Below are 14,860 nucleotides of genomic sequence, written 5' to 3' on the forward strand. Positions count from 1 at the left end.
AACCGCGCGTTCACTCCCAGCCTACCTTGGGACAGCTGGCGCCACCGAATTGCGATTCCCTTAGCTTCGGGTGTGCATATCGCTTCCCCCACAACTAACTTAAGAAAGATTTTGCTGAAACTATATAATTGTACTTGACTGTTATAGAAAATCTAGCTGGAAAATCTCCGTCCTACATCTGCGGTTAAAAGTCTCTCAAATTTCCGCTGCGGATAGACTCTAATAAATAATGGATAATCAGAGAAATAAAATTCGCTATCATAACCATTTTTCTGACTTTCCCTCTTTCCTGGTATAACATCCGATGTCATCGCCGTTGCTGAATAACCGCTATCGTATTATTCAAGCTTTGGGAACAGGTGGGTTTGGCGAAACCTTTCTGGCAGAAGACACCCACATGCCTTCCCGTCGTCGCTGTGTAATCAAGCAACTCAAACCCGTAGCGAACAACCCTCAAATCGGCGAATTCGTGCAACGGCGATTTGAACGAGAAGCAGCTATTTTAGAACAATTGGGTGAAGGCAACGGGCAAATTCCCAATTTATACGCTTATTTTACGGAAGCGGGACGGTTTTATTTAGTCCAAGAATGGATCTCAGGCAAAACGCTGTTTCAAAAAGTGCAGCAGCAAGGACTTTTAGACGAAATCGCAGTTAAACAATTCCTGGTAGATATTTTACCCGTTCTGGAATATATCCACGGCAATGGGGTGATTCACCGCGATATCAAACCTAGCAATATTATTTTCAGGCAGCAAGATGGCAAACCCGTTCTAATTGATTTTGGTATTGCCAAGGAAATTATGAGTACGGCAGTCAATGCAAGGGGGGAATTTACCACATCGGTTGCTATTGGGACGCGGGGTTATATGTCGCCAGAACAAGCGGCAGGTAAACCCGTATTTGCCAGCGATCTTTATAGTTTAGGACTAACGGCGATTTATTTACTAACGGGGAAACTGCCGCACCAACTGGATAACAATTTAAAGACGGGTGAAATAAATTGGCGCCAAGATAATTCAAAGATTAGCGATAGTTTGGCGGCGGTGATTGATAAAGCGGTGAGAACATTGGCAAGCGATCGCTTCTCCACCGCTGCTGAAATGCTAACCGCTTTGCAGTTGAGGGATATGGTTACAGAAACGATTGACCCATTTTTACTCGCCAAGACTGACACCCAAACAAAGCAAAACCCAGAAGCAATAAAAGTAGTTGAAAACTCCCCCCGTCCCCGCGTCCCCACGTCCCCGCGTCCTCCTTACACTCCCCAAGAATATCGCAACCGCCAAATCTTGCTAAACAAGGTTAAAAATTACTGGGTGAAAGGCGTTTTAGAAACTTCAATTCACGGCAAAGCGATGATTTCTCTCGGTTTAGAGAAACGATTGGATGCCGTAGATCGTCCTTGGGGTATGGTGTGGGAAACCCCCGATCAACCCCGACAAACCTTGCCGATTAATACCAAAATTATCGACCAATTCGACCAACTAGGAGATGGACGAACTTTATTAATTTTAGGCGATCCAGGTTCAGGTAAAACCACAACCCTGTTAGAACTTGCCCGCGATTTAATTAACCGTGCCGAACAAGACATTAATCAACCGATTCCCGTTGCCTTCAACCTGTCTTCTTGGGCGACTGATAAGCTTAAAATAGCTGATTGGATCGTGCAAGAATTGAATACAAAATATCAGGTATCTAAACCTATCGGTCAAGCTTGGGTAAAAAACGAACAACTGCTGCTTTTACTCGATGGTTTAGATGAAGTCAGTCCCCCGCGTCGCCAGTCGTGCGTTCAGGCAATTAATCAATTTATTGGGTCCCACGGCGCCACTGAAATTGTCGTTTGTAGCCGCATTAAAGAATACGAAATGTTATCAAATAGCCTGAAATTTCAAGGGGCAATCTTTATTCAACCGCTAACTATAGACCAAATTCAAACCTATCTTTCCCGTGTCGGAATAGAACTCGCAGCAGTCAAAACGGCACTGCAAGCGGATAGGACTCTGCAAGAATTAGCCAAGTCACCTTTAATGCTCAATATTATGACCTTCGCTTACCAGGGAATGCCCATGACAGATTTACCTGGGATGAGTTTGTCAGAACGCCGCCAGCATCTATTAGACCAATATATTCAACGGATGTTTGATCGCAGAAATGCTAATCCCAAATACTCAAAATCAAAAGCCATGCGCTGGCTAAGTTGGCTGGCTAAAAACCTATCTCAACAGTCTCAAACTGTATTTTTAATCGAGCGAATGCAACCGAGTTGGTTATCTCACAAATGGCAAAAAAAACTATATTTCTTGATGACTATGATCAGTTTTATAGTGCTTGGAACAGTATGGGGCAATATCCTCTTGCCTATTAGGAAAGTGTTCGTTCTCCAATTTTTGGTCGGGTTGATTTTTTGGTTTGTTTTCGGTATTAATCAAATTAAACCTGTAGAGAATCTGAAGCTATCTTTAAGAAATACTACTTATCACCTAGGATTAGGTATAATATTAGGAGCATTATCGGGACTGGTAGTAAAAGCAATTTACGATCCGCTGTTTCATCCGATGGGATGGCAAATTTATAGTGCTAAAATGCTTGATATGCAATTTGAGTCGTTGCAACGCGGCGTTGTATTTGGTCTCAGCGTAGGCATAATTATTGGGATAATTCGCGGGTTAACAAGTCCTTCGATAAAAACAGTTACAGTACCGAATCAAGGGATACGCCAATCGGCAAAAAATGCGCTGGTATTCGGGTTAATTGGATTTTTGGCACTGGCACTAGCGGCGGCATTATTGCGGTGGCGAATATTGTTTTGGGGGATATTTGGGATGGGGTTTGGTTTGGTAGCGGGAGGGGGCGAAGCTTGCGTGAAACATTTCATCCTGCGGGTTATCCTTTACTGCAACGGGTGTATTCCTTGGAACTACTCGCGTTTCCTTGATTACGCCACAGAACGCATCTTTTTGCAAAAGGTAGGCGGCGGTTATATTTTCGTCCATCGACTGCTGTTAGAACATTTTGCACAAATGCGATAATGGGTAATGAGTAGTTGCCATTACCTATTACCTATTACCTATTACCTATTAGCAATTACCAGATATGATAATTATCTAACTAGAATTTGCCCTCGCTCTCTCCTATGCCAGATGACCCCCAACCGCTGGATATCCCAGGAAACCACACTTTAGCTGCTATCGCGTTTACCAAGTCAGCGAACTTCAGCACCTTGATAGGGGAAGATGAACAACACACCCAGACTATCCTGAGTCGCGATATTGAGCTAATGACCGAAATCTGTCACGAGTTTGAAGGCTCTGTGCTAAAATCAACCGGCGATGGCTTATTAATGTACTTTGTCAGCGCCGTCAGTGCCGTTGCCTGTGCCGTACAAATTCAAAAAGCTTTAACCGCAGCGGCAGAAAACCTGCCTCCCCAAGATATATTGCAACATCGAATTGGCATTCATTTAGGGGATGTATTCTTTTGCGACAGCGATGTTATGGGTAACGGTTCCCTCGTGGCGGCGCAACTGCAAGAAGTCGCCGAACCGGGGGGTATTTGTATCTCCCAAACCGTCTACGATGTGGTTAAAAATGGTTTGGCGCTGCAAGCAACTTATTGTGGTTTAAAAGAGTTAAAAAATCTTGCCGACCCAGTGCCAGCATACCAAGTTGTGCTACCTACAAAAATTGCTGGAGGTGCAGCAGAGGAAGGGGTAGCGGATGTTAGAACTTATTTGACTAGGAAACAGTACCGCGATCGGATAGTTTTAATTAACAAAGTCAGGAAGTATTGGATCTCCGGAGTTTTGGAAACTGGTTTGCGCGATCGCGCGTTAATCGCACTCGGTTTAAACCCTCGACTCGACGCCTTAGAATTAACTTGGACAAACGCCGACCCAGCTTTCAACTCCCTACCGCCAGTCACTAAAATTATCGATAAATTTAAACAATTGCAAAAGCGAAGAACGCTGTTAATTTTAGGCGAACCCGGTGGGGGAAAAACCACCACGCTGCTGGAATTAACACGAGAATTATTACTTAGTGCCGAACACGATTATACCCAGCCATTACCCGTTCCGTTCAACCTATCTTCTTGGGAAACAAAGCAAAGTCTTGCCGACTGGTTGCTGCAACAATTGCATATTCAATATCAAGTTTCCAAAGATATTGGTAAAAATTGGCTGCAAAATCAACAACTATTGTTAATGCTAGATGGCTTGGATGAAGTCAGCATCCTGAAGCGGGATGCTTGCGTTCAAGCGATTAACCAATTCAGCCTAGAATTTGGACATACACACATTGTTGTCACCAGTCGCATTCAAGATTACGAGCTATTATCCAATCGTTTAAAAGTGGAAGCAGCCGTTTATTTACAACCGCTAGATTTAGAACAAATAGATGAATATTTAAACAAAGCTGGAGCAGAAATAGCCGCGTTTAAACAAGCGCTGAAAGAAGATGTCATCCTGCAAGAGTTAGCGAGATCGCCGCTGATGCTCAGCATAATAACACTCGCTTATCAAGGCAATTCTTTTGAAGATGTGGCTCAAATGTATTCGCTTGAAGAACGCCGCCAACATGTATTTAATGCCTATATCGAACGCATGTTGAAACGCCGGAGTTCCCAGCAATACTCCCAGATTAAAGCCATGCGCTGGCTGATTTGGTTGGCGAAGCAAATGAGGGATAAGTCTCAAGCCGTATTTTTAATTGAACTATTACAAAGTTCTTGGTTGCCAAACATTTGGTACAAATTAATTTATGCTATTATTATCGGAATAATTGCTGGGCTACTTTGCGGAATCGGTGGAGCGTTAAATTTAGGAATTCTGATTGACTGGGAATTGGGAAAAATAGCTGGATTAATTATAGCACTAGGAACTGGAATAATAGCTGCAATAATTTTTGGATTGATTTATGATAAAATTAACCCCGGAGAAACCATAAAATGGTCAAGGAAAAAAAGTAGAAAAAATCTCAGGCTGGGATTAATTGTCGGGGGAATTTCCGGGGCAATTTTGGGGCCGTTTGGGGGGTTATTTTATAGATTTGTTTTGAAGCTAGGAGATGGTTGGGGTGAAGCTTTATCCTTGGGATTAAGAATCGGTCTGGGTGTAGCGCTAATTTTTGCTTTGTTGCGCGGACTGAACGAACCTAGCATTGAAACCAGTACAATTCCAAATCAAGGAATTTGGCAGTCAGCTAAAAATGCCAGAATTTTTTTCCTATTAGGAGCAACCGGAATGGGGCTAGTAGCTTTTATACTAGGTTTACCAGTTTTAGTAGGAGCAATTACCGGGTTGCTGTTTGGCGTGTTCGGTGCAGGAGAAGCGTGTATTAAACACTTAGCTTTACGACTTGTCCTTTTCTGCAACCGTTCTATTCCTTGGAACTATGCGCGTTTTTTAGATTGGGCAACCGAACATATTTTATTGCAAAAAGTAGGCGGCGGATATATTTTTATCCACCGCTTACTTTTAGAGCATTTTGCTCAGATGGGGAATAGGTAATTGCTAATTGCTAATTGCTAATTGCTAATAGAAGGATTAACCAATTACCAATTACCGTTAGCGACGAGATTTTTTATCTCGGTCTTGCCGTCGGCGATCGCGCCATTCTACTATCGTTAGGTAGATGACTCCACCGGAAACGGCGAGTAGCAGCGCCAAGGAGGCTACAGCGATGACGTTGAGAATTGTTGTTTCCACTTTCTAGAAACCGTTACGACCCCAAATGACCATTGAAATAGAGTATGTAAACAGAACCAGTACCGAAACCCAACCCAAGGTGAGAATATCCATAGCCGTGCTTGCAAAAAAACGATACAAAACTATTACACGTTTAATGATACCAAGCTGGGGAATCTAACTTTGGACAACTTGCAAGCCGAACGAATAGAATCTCTCAAAGCTGGCATCCTGGCAGCTTTTTGCCTCCTGGTAGCGGACGCCATGGCGACGCTTTTCCACCAGGTGTTGTTGGTAAAACAGTTGGACCTGCTTGCCAGTCTGGGCATTACCACCAGTTTCAGCTTACTTGCTTCGTTGGCGATCGCTTGCATTAGCGGTTTTGTTTTCGGCATTACCTACCGCTACGCCATCCGCAGCGACGATAACTCCCACCTCGGCGATGGTGCAGTCCTCGCGTTTGGTTTAGTGCGGGGACTAGCACAACTAGAAGCTGGTTTAAATTATCCCGCCCTTTTGTGGTCGAGTGCGGTGCTGGGAGTAGAGAGCCTTGTGTTGTTTGCGATCGCTCGGTATATTCTTGATTGGGCGATCGCAAACCGTTGGGTTAAACCCCTAAAATAAGGTTAAATTCCTTACATGTCTATCCAGCACACTCCTCTACAGTCCTCTGTAATCGGGCAACCGTGGCGCGGATTTCGCCCCTGAACTGTCCCGAATGATACAAGTACATGTCAAGCAACAGGTCAATATGACGGCTAGATAGATCGTGACTCAAGCCATCTTCAGCCAGATAGCACCGAACAGGTACTGACAAGATCTTGCAGTTCTCCCAGGGTTTGCAGACACTCGGTAATGTATGCCAGATCGTCAGAAAAGCTTTGGAGAGTAATAAAACCCTCACAAAGTAAAGTTTCGCGATCGCCAGACCTAAGCATCGCCGAAAAGCTAGACAAAGGTGGAAAACGCATACATGTAACCATCATTGCGATGAATTACTTTGCAGTATTTGTGGCGCACTGGGCTAACCTTTCCTCTAGCTGAAATCATCTCAAAAACTCCACTTTCCCTAATTACTAGCCTACCGACATGAGTGCCTGCAAACTTTCCCGTGGGTAGAGTCGCTTGCACCATATCGCCAGTTTGAAAGCCAAAGAACTTCTTACACCGCGTTCTATGTTTGGTTGGAAAGCCGTATTTATTGGGAGTACACATTTGACGATTTCCCCACCCCTTAGCCATAATCAACAATGGATTAGAGGTCAAGACTTGCAAGCTTTCTACTGATCCCACACAGGCAGCATCTAACCAATGAGTTTTTGGTAATCCCAACACAGTGCGGTTGTATTTAGTTCTGCCGCCCGTCCCGGTTTCAACTGGTAGGGATGTCTCTTTCAATCTGTTGAACAGTACGAAACGTGTAGCATTTACTGCGGCTGCATCTTTCAATGGTTGTTTAGCTTGCTGGGTGATACGACTTAACAGATCCGGCTTTTGTGCCAAGAAATCTTTAATATCTTTATTTCCTTTTGCTTGATTGCATTGATGGCAAGCAATGGTCAAATTAGAAACGCGCGAGCTTCCCCCTCGAGATTTTGGTTGAATATGCTCAACCTCAAGGGGTAAATTTTGCTCGCCACAATAAGCGCATTTTCTGCCCCATTTCTCAAGCAAATATTGTCTAACCTCATACCCTGCAAGTTCTCCTTGTTGGTACTCTAAGCCCGATATTTCAGGGTTTTGTATTTTTTGGGTATCGAATTTGATCAACTCCTGAGATATGCCAGTAATCGGAACATATCTGCGTAGGCGGTTAACCCAGGTGAGGATATTTTCTACTAATGATTGCAAACTGGGTGGCAGCCACCCCGACTTCCGATTACGGTTTAAAAACCGTGGCTTGCGATACCTGGTTTTACGGTTTCTGCGGTTGCGGCGAATCGCGCGACGCGATTCTAGAGCCTTCTTGATTTGCTGTCGTCTGTGGGTTAACTGGGCAGCCCAGACAACTTTGTCATGCTGTAAAATTGCTAACCCCGTAACCTTAGAACCCGGAGCAATTTTTAATTGATGCGTCTGTGTTTTAGCGTTAGAAACTGCGTATTTTAAGATGATTGCAAATGGATAACGCCGATAAACAGAGGCTTTTCCTTGGTTTAACAATCGCCTTGCTTGTCCCGGGGCTACTGGGTCAAGCGGTTGAAAGTTGCTGTCTAGAACGAATACAAAATTAGACATTTCTGTCCTCCCTTGCGGGGTAATGTTTTCCTCGCCAATGTTTTGAGGGCTTGTTATGTCAATCACACTTCCTTAACCAAATACAGATGTTTAATGATTGACGACAGGGCTGCAAGCTGGAAAGCACTCGTAGGTGTCATGACCCTCAAAACGTAGCTTTTGCTCAGGCTGGCTATCTGTCCAGTGATGCGCTAGTTATCTGGCTAGAGTTCACTGTTTGGTTGATAGCCAGATCGCGATTCATCAGAATTAGATACCATAGACTGTGCCTCTCCTATCGCCTCTTACGTTAGGGGTTGGAAGTCGTCGTGATGCGGTGGTGCTAACACCGCATCCGGCGCCTTATTTATTTGGCAGTCAGTATACCACAAACCATACCCTTTTTCCCTGGTTTGACTACAGGTTCAAAAGCTAAAAATTGTAAAGATTACCGACCTCTTCCTTCTTCTTCCTTCTTCTTCCTTCGCGTCCTAATTCGCTACCCTTGAATCGCTTCGCTACCGCGTCTTTGCGGTTAAATAAAACAATGCTTAGGGCTAATATCGAATTTTCCATAGATTGGTTAACTCATACCTTTGATTTGGGGCAACCCTATAGTATAGTTCAGGCAGGTCGCGGTCAAACCAATCGACTGGGAGTACTCCGTCTAGAAACATCAATTGGTTCCTTTGCCATCAAACAATTTGAGCAAGCACCAAAACAGATTGCACTCTTAATCGAAGAAGCCGCGCACAAAACAGGTTTTCCGATGCCGCAACCCCGAAGGGCAATAGATGGAAAACCCTATGGGATTTATACAAAAGGGGCAAATAATATTTGGGTTCGTGTCTATTCCTGGGTGGAAGGAACTCCTTATGATTGGGGTTTCGTTTCTCCAGAGGTTTCGACTCAAATTGGCAAGCTTTTGGCAAGGATTCACGCTTTACCCGTATCGTCCTCGGAACTTAAAGATGAACCTTGGATGCCGCTAGGTTTGTTTGGTTGGGAGCAATTGGCTCAAACAGCTATGGCAAAAGGTATGGATTGGGCGCTTTCGTTGCAAAACAAAATCCCTATCCTTGTGGAATGGGAAGAGTATATTCTTTCCAGTACAGTCAGCGATGAACCCGTCGTTCCTAGCCAGCGAGACTTGCATCCTCCCAATGTTATCCGATGTTTTGATGGTAACCATGTAGTTGTCGATTGGGATGCTGCCGGACCTATGAATGCGCGTGAGGACGTTGCCAAGTTTGCACTCGTATGGGCAACCCCTCCCGGTCAACCACCGCAACAGGATGCCGTTCGCGCTTTTATCCAAGGCTATCGTGAGGCTGGGGGTTGCTTTGAATCGCGCGGAATCTTGGATTTAAATCATCAAGCTCGAACGCGACTTTGGTGGCTTGCTTATAATGTTCGTCGAGATGTGAGCGACAGTCCCGGTTTTGTGCCTGACCTGACAATAGCTCTACTATCTGGTGTGCATCCGCTCGATTTAGAAGTTTTAAAGCGTACCGCAGCTTTATTGGAAATTTAATATCATGTCGGGTAGATTACCCATAATTGGCAGTCGGGACACGGCACGATTAACGTTATCTGTTTGTCCGAGATATCTATGATGCCGTGTCCCTACGCAACAACTCTGTGAGGTTTTTTTATTATGGGCAATTCAACGAACATGATGTAATTAGCCATAAAACCACTAGGGGCACGGCATCAGTAAGCTTTGTTGCCAGCAAAAAATTCCTCACCTGCCGTGCGCCAACCAATGATTCAGATAGATTCCCGATTTGATCAAAGTAGGGGCACGGCATCAGTAAGCTTTGTCGCCAGCAAAAAATTCCTCACCTGCCGTGCCCCTACTCTTCAATTCACGTTAAATTCCTCAAACTCCAGCCTTCCGAACGGCATATTTCTGTCAATTGCCGACAATACCTTATTATTAGCAGCATCGGAAAACAGACAGCGACACACCAGTTGCGCCACATCAGCACGGTGAATAGTACCGCCAACTTTGGGATCTTCGGTTAAAACGCCGTTACCCGTCGCCGGTTCCGACTTTAACCCACCGGGGCGGATAATTGTGTAAGTTAGTCCGCTACCTATTAAATGCTGTTCGGCTTTATCTTTTTCTGCCAAAACTGCCCCCAACGTTGCTAACGCTTGCGGTGATAGCGCCACGACGCTATTACCCGTACCAATCGAAGTAACCAGGATGAATTTTTTTACGCATGCTTTTACCGCCGCATCGATTAAATTTTTGTTCGCCAAATAATCTGGGTTTTGTTCTGCTTGGGGTAACCCGCCGATAGTAGTAATAACTGCATCAATCGGTTCTGCTACCATCGCTTGTTCCACCGCAGCAGCTGCCATTGCATCCCCGATTACAACATTAACGCCCATCGCTTCCAATTCGGGGCGCGATGCCTCTTTCCGCAGCATCGCTTTTACTTTTTGGTTTTGTTCCACAAGGCATTTGGCAATTTCTCGCCCTACGCCTCGACTCGCCCCTGCTAGAAAAATATAGGATGCTTTTGTCATCTTCCGTTTTTTGGTTTTGTATGTCTATTCTTTATCAGGATAGGGAATTTTGGCGCAGTTCCGTCTCTCAAAACAGATCTCATCCGTTACCTACTCGTTTTGGAACCAATTGGTTCCATTTTTTTTTAATCCTTGCCAATTGCCGTTTTTCGCCCTACAATTACCAGCCAAGATTGCGCCTCAAACCGCACGCCAGGGGGACGATAATAATGGTTAACAATCTCAAATCCGGCTGCTTCTACACAAGGGGCTAATGTTTCGTATTCCCATCCACAAACGTAGCGATATCCCGTCGGACGGGCGCTGTAGCCTTCGCTGTCGCCGCGACACATGGACATAATGATCGCACCGTGAGGCACTAGCGATCGCTGCAAATCCTCCAATACCCGCACCATTTCAGTCCGAGGAACGTGAATCAGCGAGGCATTGGCGAAAATACCATCAAAGGTTTCCCCTGGCAAGTCTAAACTCAAAAACGACTGCTGCCAAACTTCGCACCCCGATACCTGTTTTGCCATTTCCACAAAAGCAGGCGTTGCATCCAACCCCACCACGGTATGCCCTTGCTGTTTGAATGCTACCAAGTCCCGCCCCGGCCCGCAGCCTATATCCAGGATTTTTCCGGGATTTTTGGGTAAAAAACGCACCAAGCTGTCTCGATTTTGCGATACGTCGTGTTCCCATGTCCCCGCGCGAAATGCTTCCGCCGTTAGTTGGTACTCTGCAATTGTTACTTGCTCGTGTTGTTCCACTATCGATTATCCCTGTGCGGTTTTCTATTTTACTACGCCGAAATTTCCTGAACGCCACCCCTACCTTGTGTAAGTTTAGTTAGTAGATCTATTTAAACAATTTTCTCGCTTTACGAAAATTTGTTTAAAACCCATGCTGGTGGGGGAATTACAAGGTCTGTTAATTGGCAATTTGACCAATAGGGATTATACCATAAGTTTGTCAGTAAAAACTAAGAATAAAAAAAATTAATCGTGTGGACTGTCAATCAAAGGTGAAACAAAACCGATGGGAACGAAAGAAAAATCGCTGATTCAAGCTATTATTGATGATTTAATAACTGCGATCGAGCAATTAGAAACGCAAGATCCGATGAAGCTTTGGACAACGCGGAGATTGCTGAAGAGGACACTCCATAAAATGGAGAAAATACAAAAACAGGAAGAACAGAAGCAACAAGAGCAAGCGATCGCCTATACCGGGTACGATCGAGAATGGCTTTTATACCAGGCGCCCGTGAATACTAGAGAAATATTTCCCGGAGAAGTGTTTGCAAATACCGCTGATTTTGATAGCGGGATTAGACAATTGTTACCCCGGTATGATGAGATGCTGAATGCGATCGCTCATTGTATACCGCCAACTGCCCAACGCATCCTAGAACTGGGTTGCGGTACGGGGGAACTCAGCTTAAAAATACTCCATCGCTGTCCATCTGCCCAGATAATTGCCTTAGATTATTCGCCGCGAATGCTTCAGTTTGCCAAAAATAAAATCGAGTCCGCCGGATACTTAAACCGATGGACAGGAATAGAAGCAGACTTTGGAGACTGGACAAACGAACCGGATAAAATCAACATCGGCATTGGATTTGATGCTGGGGTTTCATCTCTAGCAATTCACCATCTCACCAACGAGATGAAATTAAAGCTATTCCAGCGAATTAGAGAAAGTCTCAACCGCAAGGGTGTATTTTGGAATGCAGACCCAATTTTACCCGAATCGCCTGCCCTGGCAGCAGTTTACCAAGCGGTGCGAGAAGAATGGGCAGCTTTTAGTAGAACAACTCTAGCAGAAATTCGCGCCAAAATCGGCAAAAGTGCGCCCCACGGTTACTCCCATCCCGATCAACTAGCAACCCTGGATAACCACCTGCAAATGCTCAAAACCGCTGGATTTGAGACAGTAGCAGCGCCTTGGAAATATTATGGTTTGGCAGTATTTGGGGGCGGGGTAAGTTAGAACTGAGATGGAGATGGGAATAATAAATCATAGCTAGATCTCCGACTTCTTAGAGAAGTCGGAGATCTGGGTGTCATCTACTTATTTTTATACTCACAGGACTTACGCAGTGGCTCTATATATAGTGGTTGCGGTGCGTTACGCAACGGTTACGCACCCTACATTTAGATTCTTTGCGTAAGACCTGACTCACCCAAGTTGGAAACCAAACGATGAGCGTATTTGACCTTGTTTACGAAAACTTTGCCAAACGCATTGTTTACTTGCCCAACCCAACCGAAAACCCTATAGTTCTCGGCGCATTAACAAGCGCAGGTTATCGAATTGACCGAGTATTTAACGATGCGGTTACAGATTTTCAAGCGTTAGCACTAACTTCTCTCACCCCGGATAAACCACCCGTTTTAATATTTAAAGGAGGAGTCGATCCCGGTGACGATGCGGCATTTACAGACCGGCGGGGCGTAGGATTTAATCAATTTGAAGCCAATAAAACAGCGATTGGCAATTGGTTAACCCAAATTAGTCGAGATCCTGTTAAAAACCCCAGAAGCTTGCTGCCAGATGTAATCGGTCACAGCATGGCGGGTGCTTTAGCCCAGAGGGCGGCGGCTGAATTTACTAACTCGATCGGGGAAACCATCACGTTCAATTCTCCTGGAATAGATCGGGCGACTGCTAATCTTTTTAGGCAAAATGGCGGGGCAAACAAACCAGTTACTCACTACGTTGTCAACGGAGATTATGTCAGCTTGGGGGGAGAAGAATTTATCCCCGGACGAGTGTTTTTACAGTCTTATACCAATCCCCAGATCGACCCCAGATTTTTATCGCGAAAACATGGGGAAATTGCATCCTTGCTTTCGAGTCCGCCACCGGGTTACAGCCAGCGGGAAATTTCAGTTAATGAACTAAATAACCCTAATTTTAATTTCAACAACGACTCAGATTTTGCTGAGTTTATAACGGCTTTAGCAGTGAGACAACCGCAGCTAGCAGCCGCTTTCTCTAGTCGCAGCAGCGCCGAACAATTTAGAACCAGCGGCGCTTCTTTTTTAGGAACGAGAAGTCTGATCGAACAAGAAGTAGAGGCGCCTAACCCTTTGTTGATGGTTGGCGATAATGCAGATAATTTTGCCTTTGGTTTGGAAGGTAACGATACGATTATCGGCAATGGTGGAAATGACACCCTGTATGGCAATCAACAAAATGACTTGATTTATGGAGGTGATGGCAACGATAGCTTGTATGGTGGCAAAGATAACGACACGCTTTATGGCAATCAGGGGAATGATGTTATTTTTGGCAACCTCGGTAACGATGTCCTTTATGGAGGCAAAAACAACGACATTCTTTATGGCAACCAGGGAGATGACATCCTCAACGGCGATATAAGTAATGATACCTTGTACGGCGGTCAAAATAATGACAGCCTTTCGGGAGGCGATGGGGATGACATCCTCAACGGTGACTTTGGCAACGATACCCTCAGCGGTGGCGGTGGAAGGGATGTATTTGTTTTAGGCGCGTTGCGCGGTGCGGATGTGGTGCTGGACTTTCAAGATGGTCAAGATTTGCTGGGGTTAGCGGGTGGTTTGACCTTCGCGCAACTGTCGATTACAACTGGTAACAATGGAACGCAGATTCGGATTGCCAGTACGAACGAATTGCTGGCATCGTTAACTGGCGTGCAAGTTAGCGCGATCGCATCTTCAGACTTCACCCCGATCTAGGCAATTGTTCTTAGTTGGGTGTGACGAAATTCCCCCGATAGGAGGATATAAAAGGGGGATGTGCATAAGTAATTAGTGCTGGGAAATATGTAGTTATGAAGTAACAAACATTCTTTCACCTCAAGCAGGTACGGAAAGATGAAACCCTCGCTGCTTACAACTACAACCCTACTCCTGATCGCTAGTTTTGCAATACAATTACCCTCACAAACCGCGATCGCACAACCGAGTCAAAAGCAAGTGCAACAGCAAACTGCTTCTAATACCCGATCCGGTGCCGTGGGGGTATTGTACCGCTACTTTAACGCGATCGCGACGGGCAACTATCAGGTCGCTTACGATCTCCTCACCCCGCAGTATCAGGCAGCTGTCCCCTACGAGGAGTTTGTGCGGATGTATCAAGACTACATCGGATCGATCCGCATCCGGTCAGTAGAACCGCTGTCTAATGTTCCTGGCGGCGATCGCAAAGAATTTCGGCTGCAATTCAACGTTTCTTACATTAAACCTTTTCCCGTTGGCAACGGCAGAGTTCCCGAACTCTTCGTTTTAACTGCCCCCACCAACGGCGAGGGCGAATGGTTGATTGACGGTATGGCGCCAGGACAATAAACTCTTGCTAATTGCTAATTGCTAATTGCTAATTGCTAATTTAGCAGGACTTAGGCAAACACCAAAGTTTCTCCGAAAAATCCTTGGGAGAGGAAACT

At 45.1% G+C, this 14,860-nt stretch carries 13 protein-coding genes; 7 read left to right on the forward strand and 6 right to left on the reverse strand.

The genetic code is table 11. The features are described from left to right. The first annotated feature begins 304 nt into the window (after positions 1-304). Entirely contained in the window at positions 305-3,034 is a 2,730-nt protein-coding gene (locus tag ACE1CM_RS10100) for a protein kinase (protein ID WP_374877291.1), read from the forward strand. A gap of 86 nt (positions 3,035-3,120) precedes the next feature. Then, positions 3,121-5,511, forward strand: a complete 2,391-nt coding sequence (locus tag ACE1CM_RS10105; protein WP_374877292.1) for an NACHT domain-containing protein — start codon at positions 3,121-3,123, stop codon at positions 5,509-5,511. 57 nt (positions 5,512-5,568) lie between these two features. Here the strand turns inward: ACE1CM_RS10105 and ACE1CM_RS10110 are convergent, their stop codons facing one another. Together ACE1CM_RS10110 and petN are read right to left on the reverse strand one after the other, a co-directional pair. Then, complete coding sequence (locus ACE1CM_RS10110) at positions 5,569-5,709, reverse strand: hypothetical protein (RefSeq protein ID WP_374877293.1); 141 nt, start codon at positions 5,707-5,709, stop codon at positions 5,569-5,571. Positions 5,710-5,712: 3 nt separating this feature from the next. Then, positions 5,713-5,802 carry a cytochrome b6-f complex subunit PetN gene (gene petN / locus ACE1CM_RS10115; RefSeq protein WP_226591425.1) on the reverse strand — a complete coding sequence of 30 codons (90 nt, stop codon included), beginning with the start codon at positions 5,800-5,802 and terminating at the stop codon, positions 5,713-5,715. Positions 5,803-5,871: 69 nt separating this feature from the next. Here petN and ACE1CM_RS10120 point away from each other — a divergent pair, with 69 nt between their 5' ends. Beyond that, entirely contained in the window at positions 5,872-6,312 is a 441-nt protein-coding gene (locus ACE1CM_RS10120) for a hypothetical protein (RefSeq protein WP_374877294.1), read from the forward strand. 161 nt (positions 6,313-6,473) lie between these two features. Here the strand turns inward: ACE1CM_RS10120 and ACE1CM_RS10125 are convergent, their stop codons facing one another. Beyond that, on the reverse strand, positions 6,474-6,644 hold the full coding sequence (locus ACE1CM_RS10125) for a hypothetical protein (protein WP_374877295.1): 171 nt from the start codon (positions 6,642-6,644) through the stop codon (positions 6,474-6,476). Next, a complete protein-coding gene (gene iscB / locus ACE1CM_RS10130) occupies positions 6,637-7,926 on the reverse strand; it encodes an RNA-guided endonuclease IscB (RefSeq protein WP_374877296.1) in 1,290 nt (429 codons plus the stop codon). The genes ACE1CM_RS10125 and iscB overlap by 8 nt, the downstream gene beginning before the upstream one ends. Positions 7,927-8,452: 526 nt before the next feature. Between iscB and ACE1CM_RS10135 the strand changes: the two genes are divergently transcribed. Then, positions 8,453-9,439: a phosphotransferase gene (locus tag ACE1CM_RS10135; RefSeq protein WP_374877297.1), complete on the forward strand. Its 987-nt coding sequence runs from the start codon at positions 8,453-8,455 to the stop codon at positions 9,437-9,439. Between the two features lie 329 nt (positions 9,440-9,768). Here ACE1CM_RS10135 and ACE1CM_RS10140 read toward each other — a convergent pair whose 3' ends face one another. Beyond that, entirely contained in the window at positions 9,769-10,443 is a 675-nt protein-coding gene (locus ACE1CM_RS10140; RefSeq protein WP_374877298.1) for an SDR family oxidoreductase, read from the reverse strand. 125 nt (positions 10,444-10,568) lie between these two features. Further along, on the reverse strand, positions 10,569-11,195 hold the full coding sequence (locus tag ACE1CM_RS10145; RefSeq protein ID WP_374877299.1) for a class I SAM-dependent methyltransferase: 627 nt from the start codon (positions 11,193-11,195) through the stop codon (positions 10,569-10,571). A gap of 268 nt (positions 11,196-11,463) precedes the next feature. On the opposite strand from ACE1CM_RS10145, the gene ACE1CM_RS10150 reads away from it, so the two are divergent. From ACE1CM_RS10150 to ACE1CM_RS10160, 3 genes are all read left to right on the forward strand, one after another. Further along, complete coding sequence (locus tag ACE1CM_RS10150) at positions 11,464-12,417, forward strand: methyltransferase domain-containing protein (protein ID WP_374877300.1); 954 nt, start codon at positions 11,464-11,466, stop codon at positions 12,415-12,417. A gap of 212 nt (positions 12,418-12,629) precedes the next feature. After that, a complete protein-coding gene (locus tag ACE1CM_RS10155; RefSeq protein WP_374877301.1) occupies positions 12,630-14,150 on the forward strand; it encodes a calcium-binding protein in 1,521 nt (506 codons plus the stop codon). 138 nt (positions 14,151-14,288) lie between these two features. Next, positions 14,289-14,762, forward strand: coding sequence for a hypothetical protein (locus ACE1CM_RS10160; protein ID WP_374877302.1), 474 nt, complete (start codon positions 14,289-14,291; stop codon positions 14,760-14,762). Positions 14,763-14,860: the final 98 nt, after the last annotated feature.

Origin of the sequence: Microseira sp. BLCC-F43, assembly GCF_041929235.1 — a bacterium.
Lineage (GTDB): Bacteria > Cyanobacteriota > Cyanobacteriia > Cyanobacteriales > Aerosakkonemataceae > Microseira.

Excerpts from the sequence above, each read along its gene's own strand:
- ACE1CM_RS10155 (WP_374877301.1), top strand. The coding sequence starts at position 12,630 with ATGAGCGTATTTGACCTTGTTTACGAAAACTTTGCCAAACGCATTGTT.
- ACE1CM_RS10135 (WP_374877297.1), top strand. The coding sequence starts at position 8,453 with ATGCTTAGGGCTAATATCGAATTTTCCATAGATTGGTTAACTCATACC.
- ACE1CM_RS10150 (WP_374877300.1), top strand. The coding sequence starts at position 11,464 with ATGGGAACGAAAGAAAAATCGCTGATTCAAGCTATTATTGATGATTTA.
- ACE1CM_RS10100 (WP_374877291.1), top strand. The coding sequence starts at position 305 with ATGTCATCGCCGTTGCTGAATAACCGCTATCGTATTATTCAAGCTTTG.
- petN (WP_226591425.1), bottom strand. The coding sequence starts at position 5,802 with ATGGATATTCTCACCTTGGGTTGGGTTTCGGTACTGGTTCTGTTTACA.
- ACE1CM_RS10160 (WP_374877302.1), top strand. The coding sequence starts at position 14,289 with ATGAAACCCTCGCTGCTTACAACTACAACCCTACTCCTGATCGCTAGT.
- iscB (WP_374877296.1), bottom strand. The coding sequence starts at position 7,926 with ATGTCTAATTTTGTATTCGTTCTAGACAGCAACTTTCAACCGCTTGAC.
- ACE1CM_RS10140 (WP_374877298.1), bottom strand. The coding sequence starts at position 10,443 with ATGACAAAAGCATCCTATATTTTTCTAGCAGGGGCGAGTCGAGGCGTA.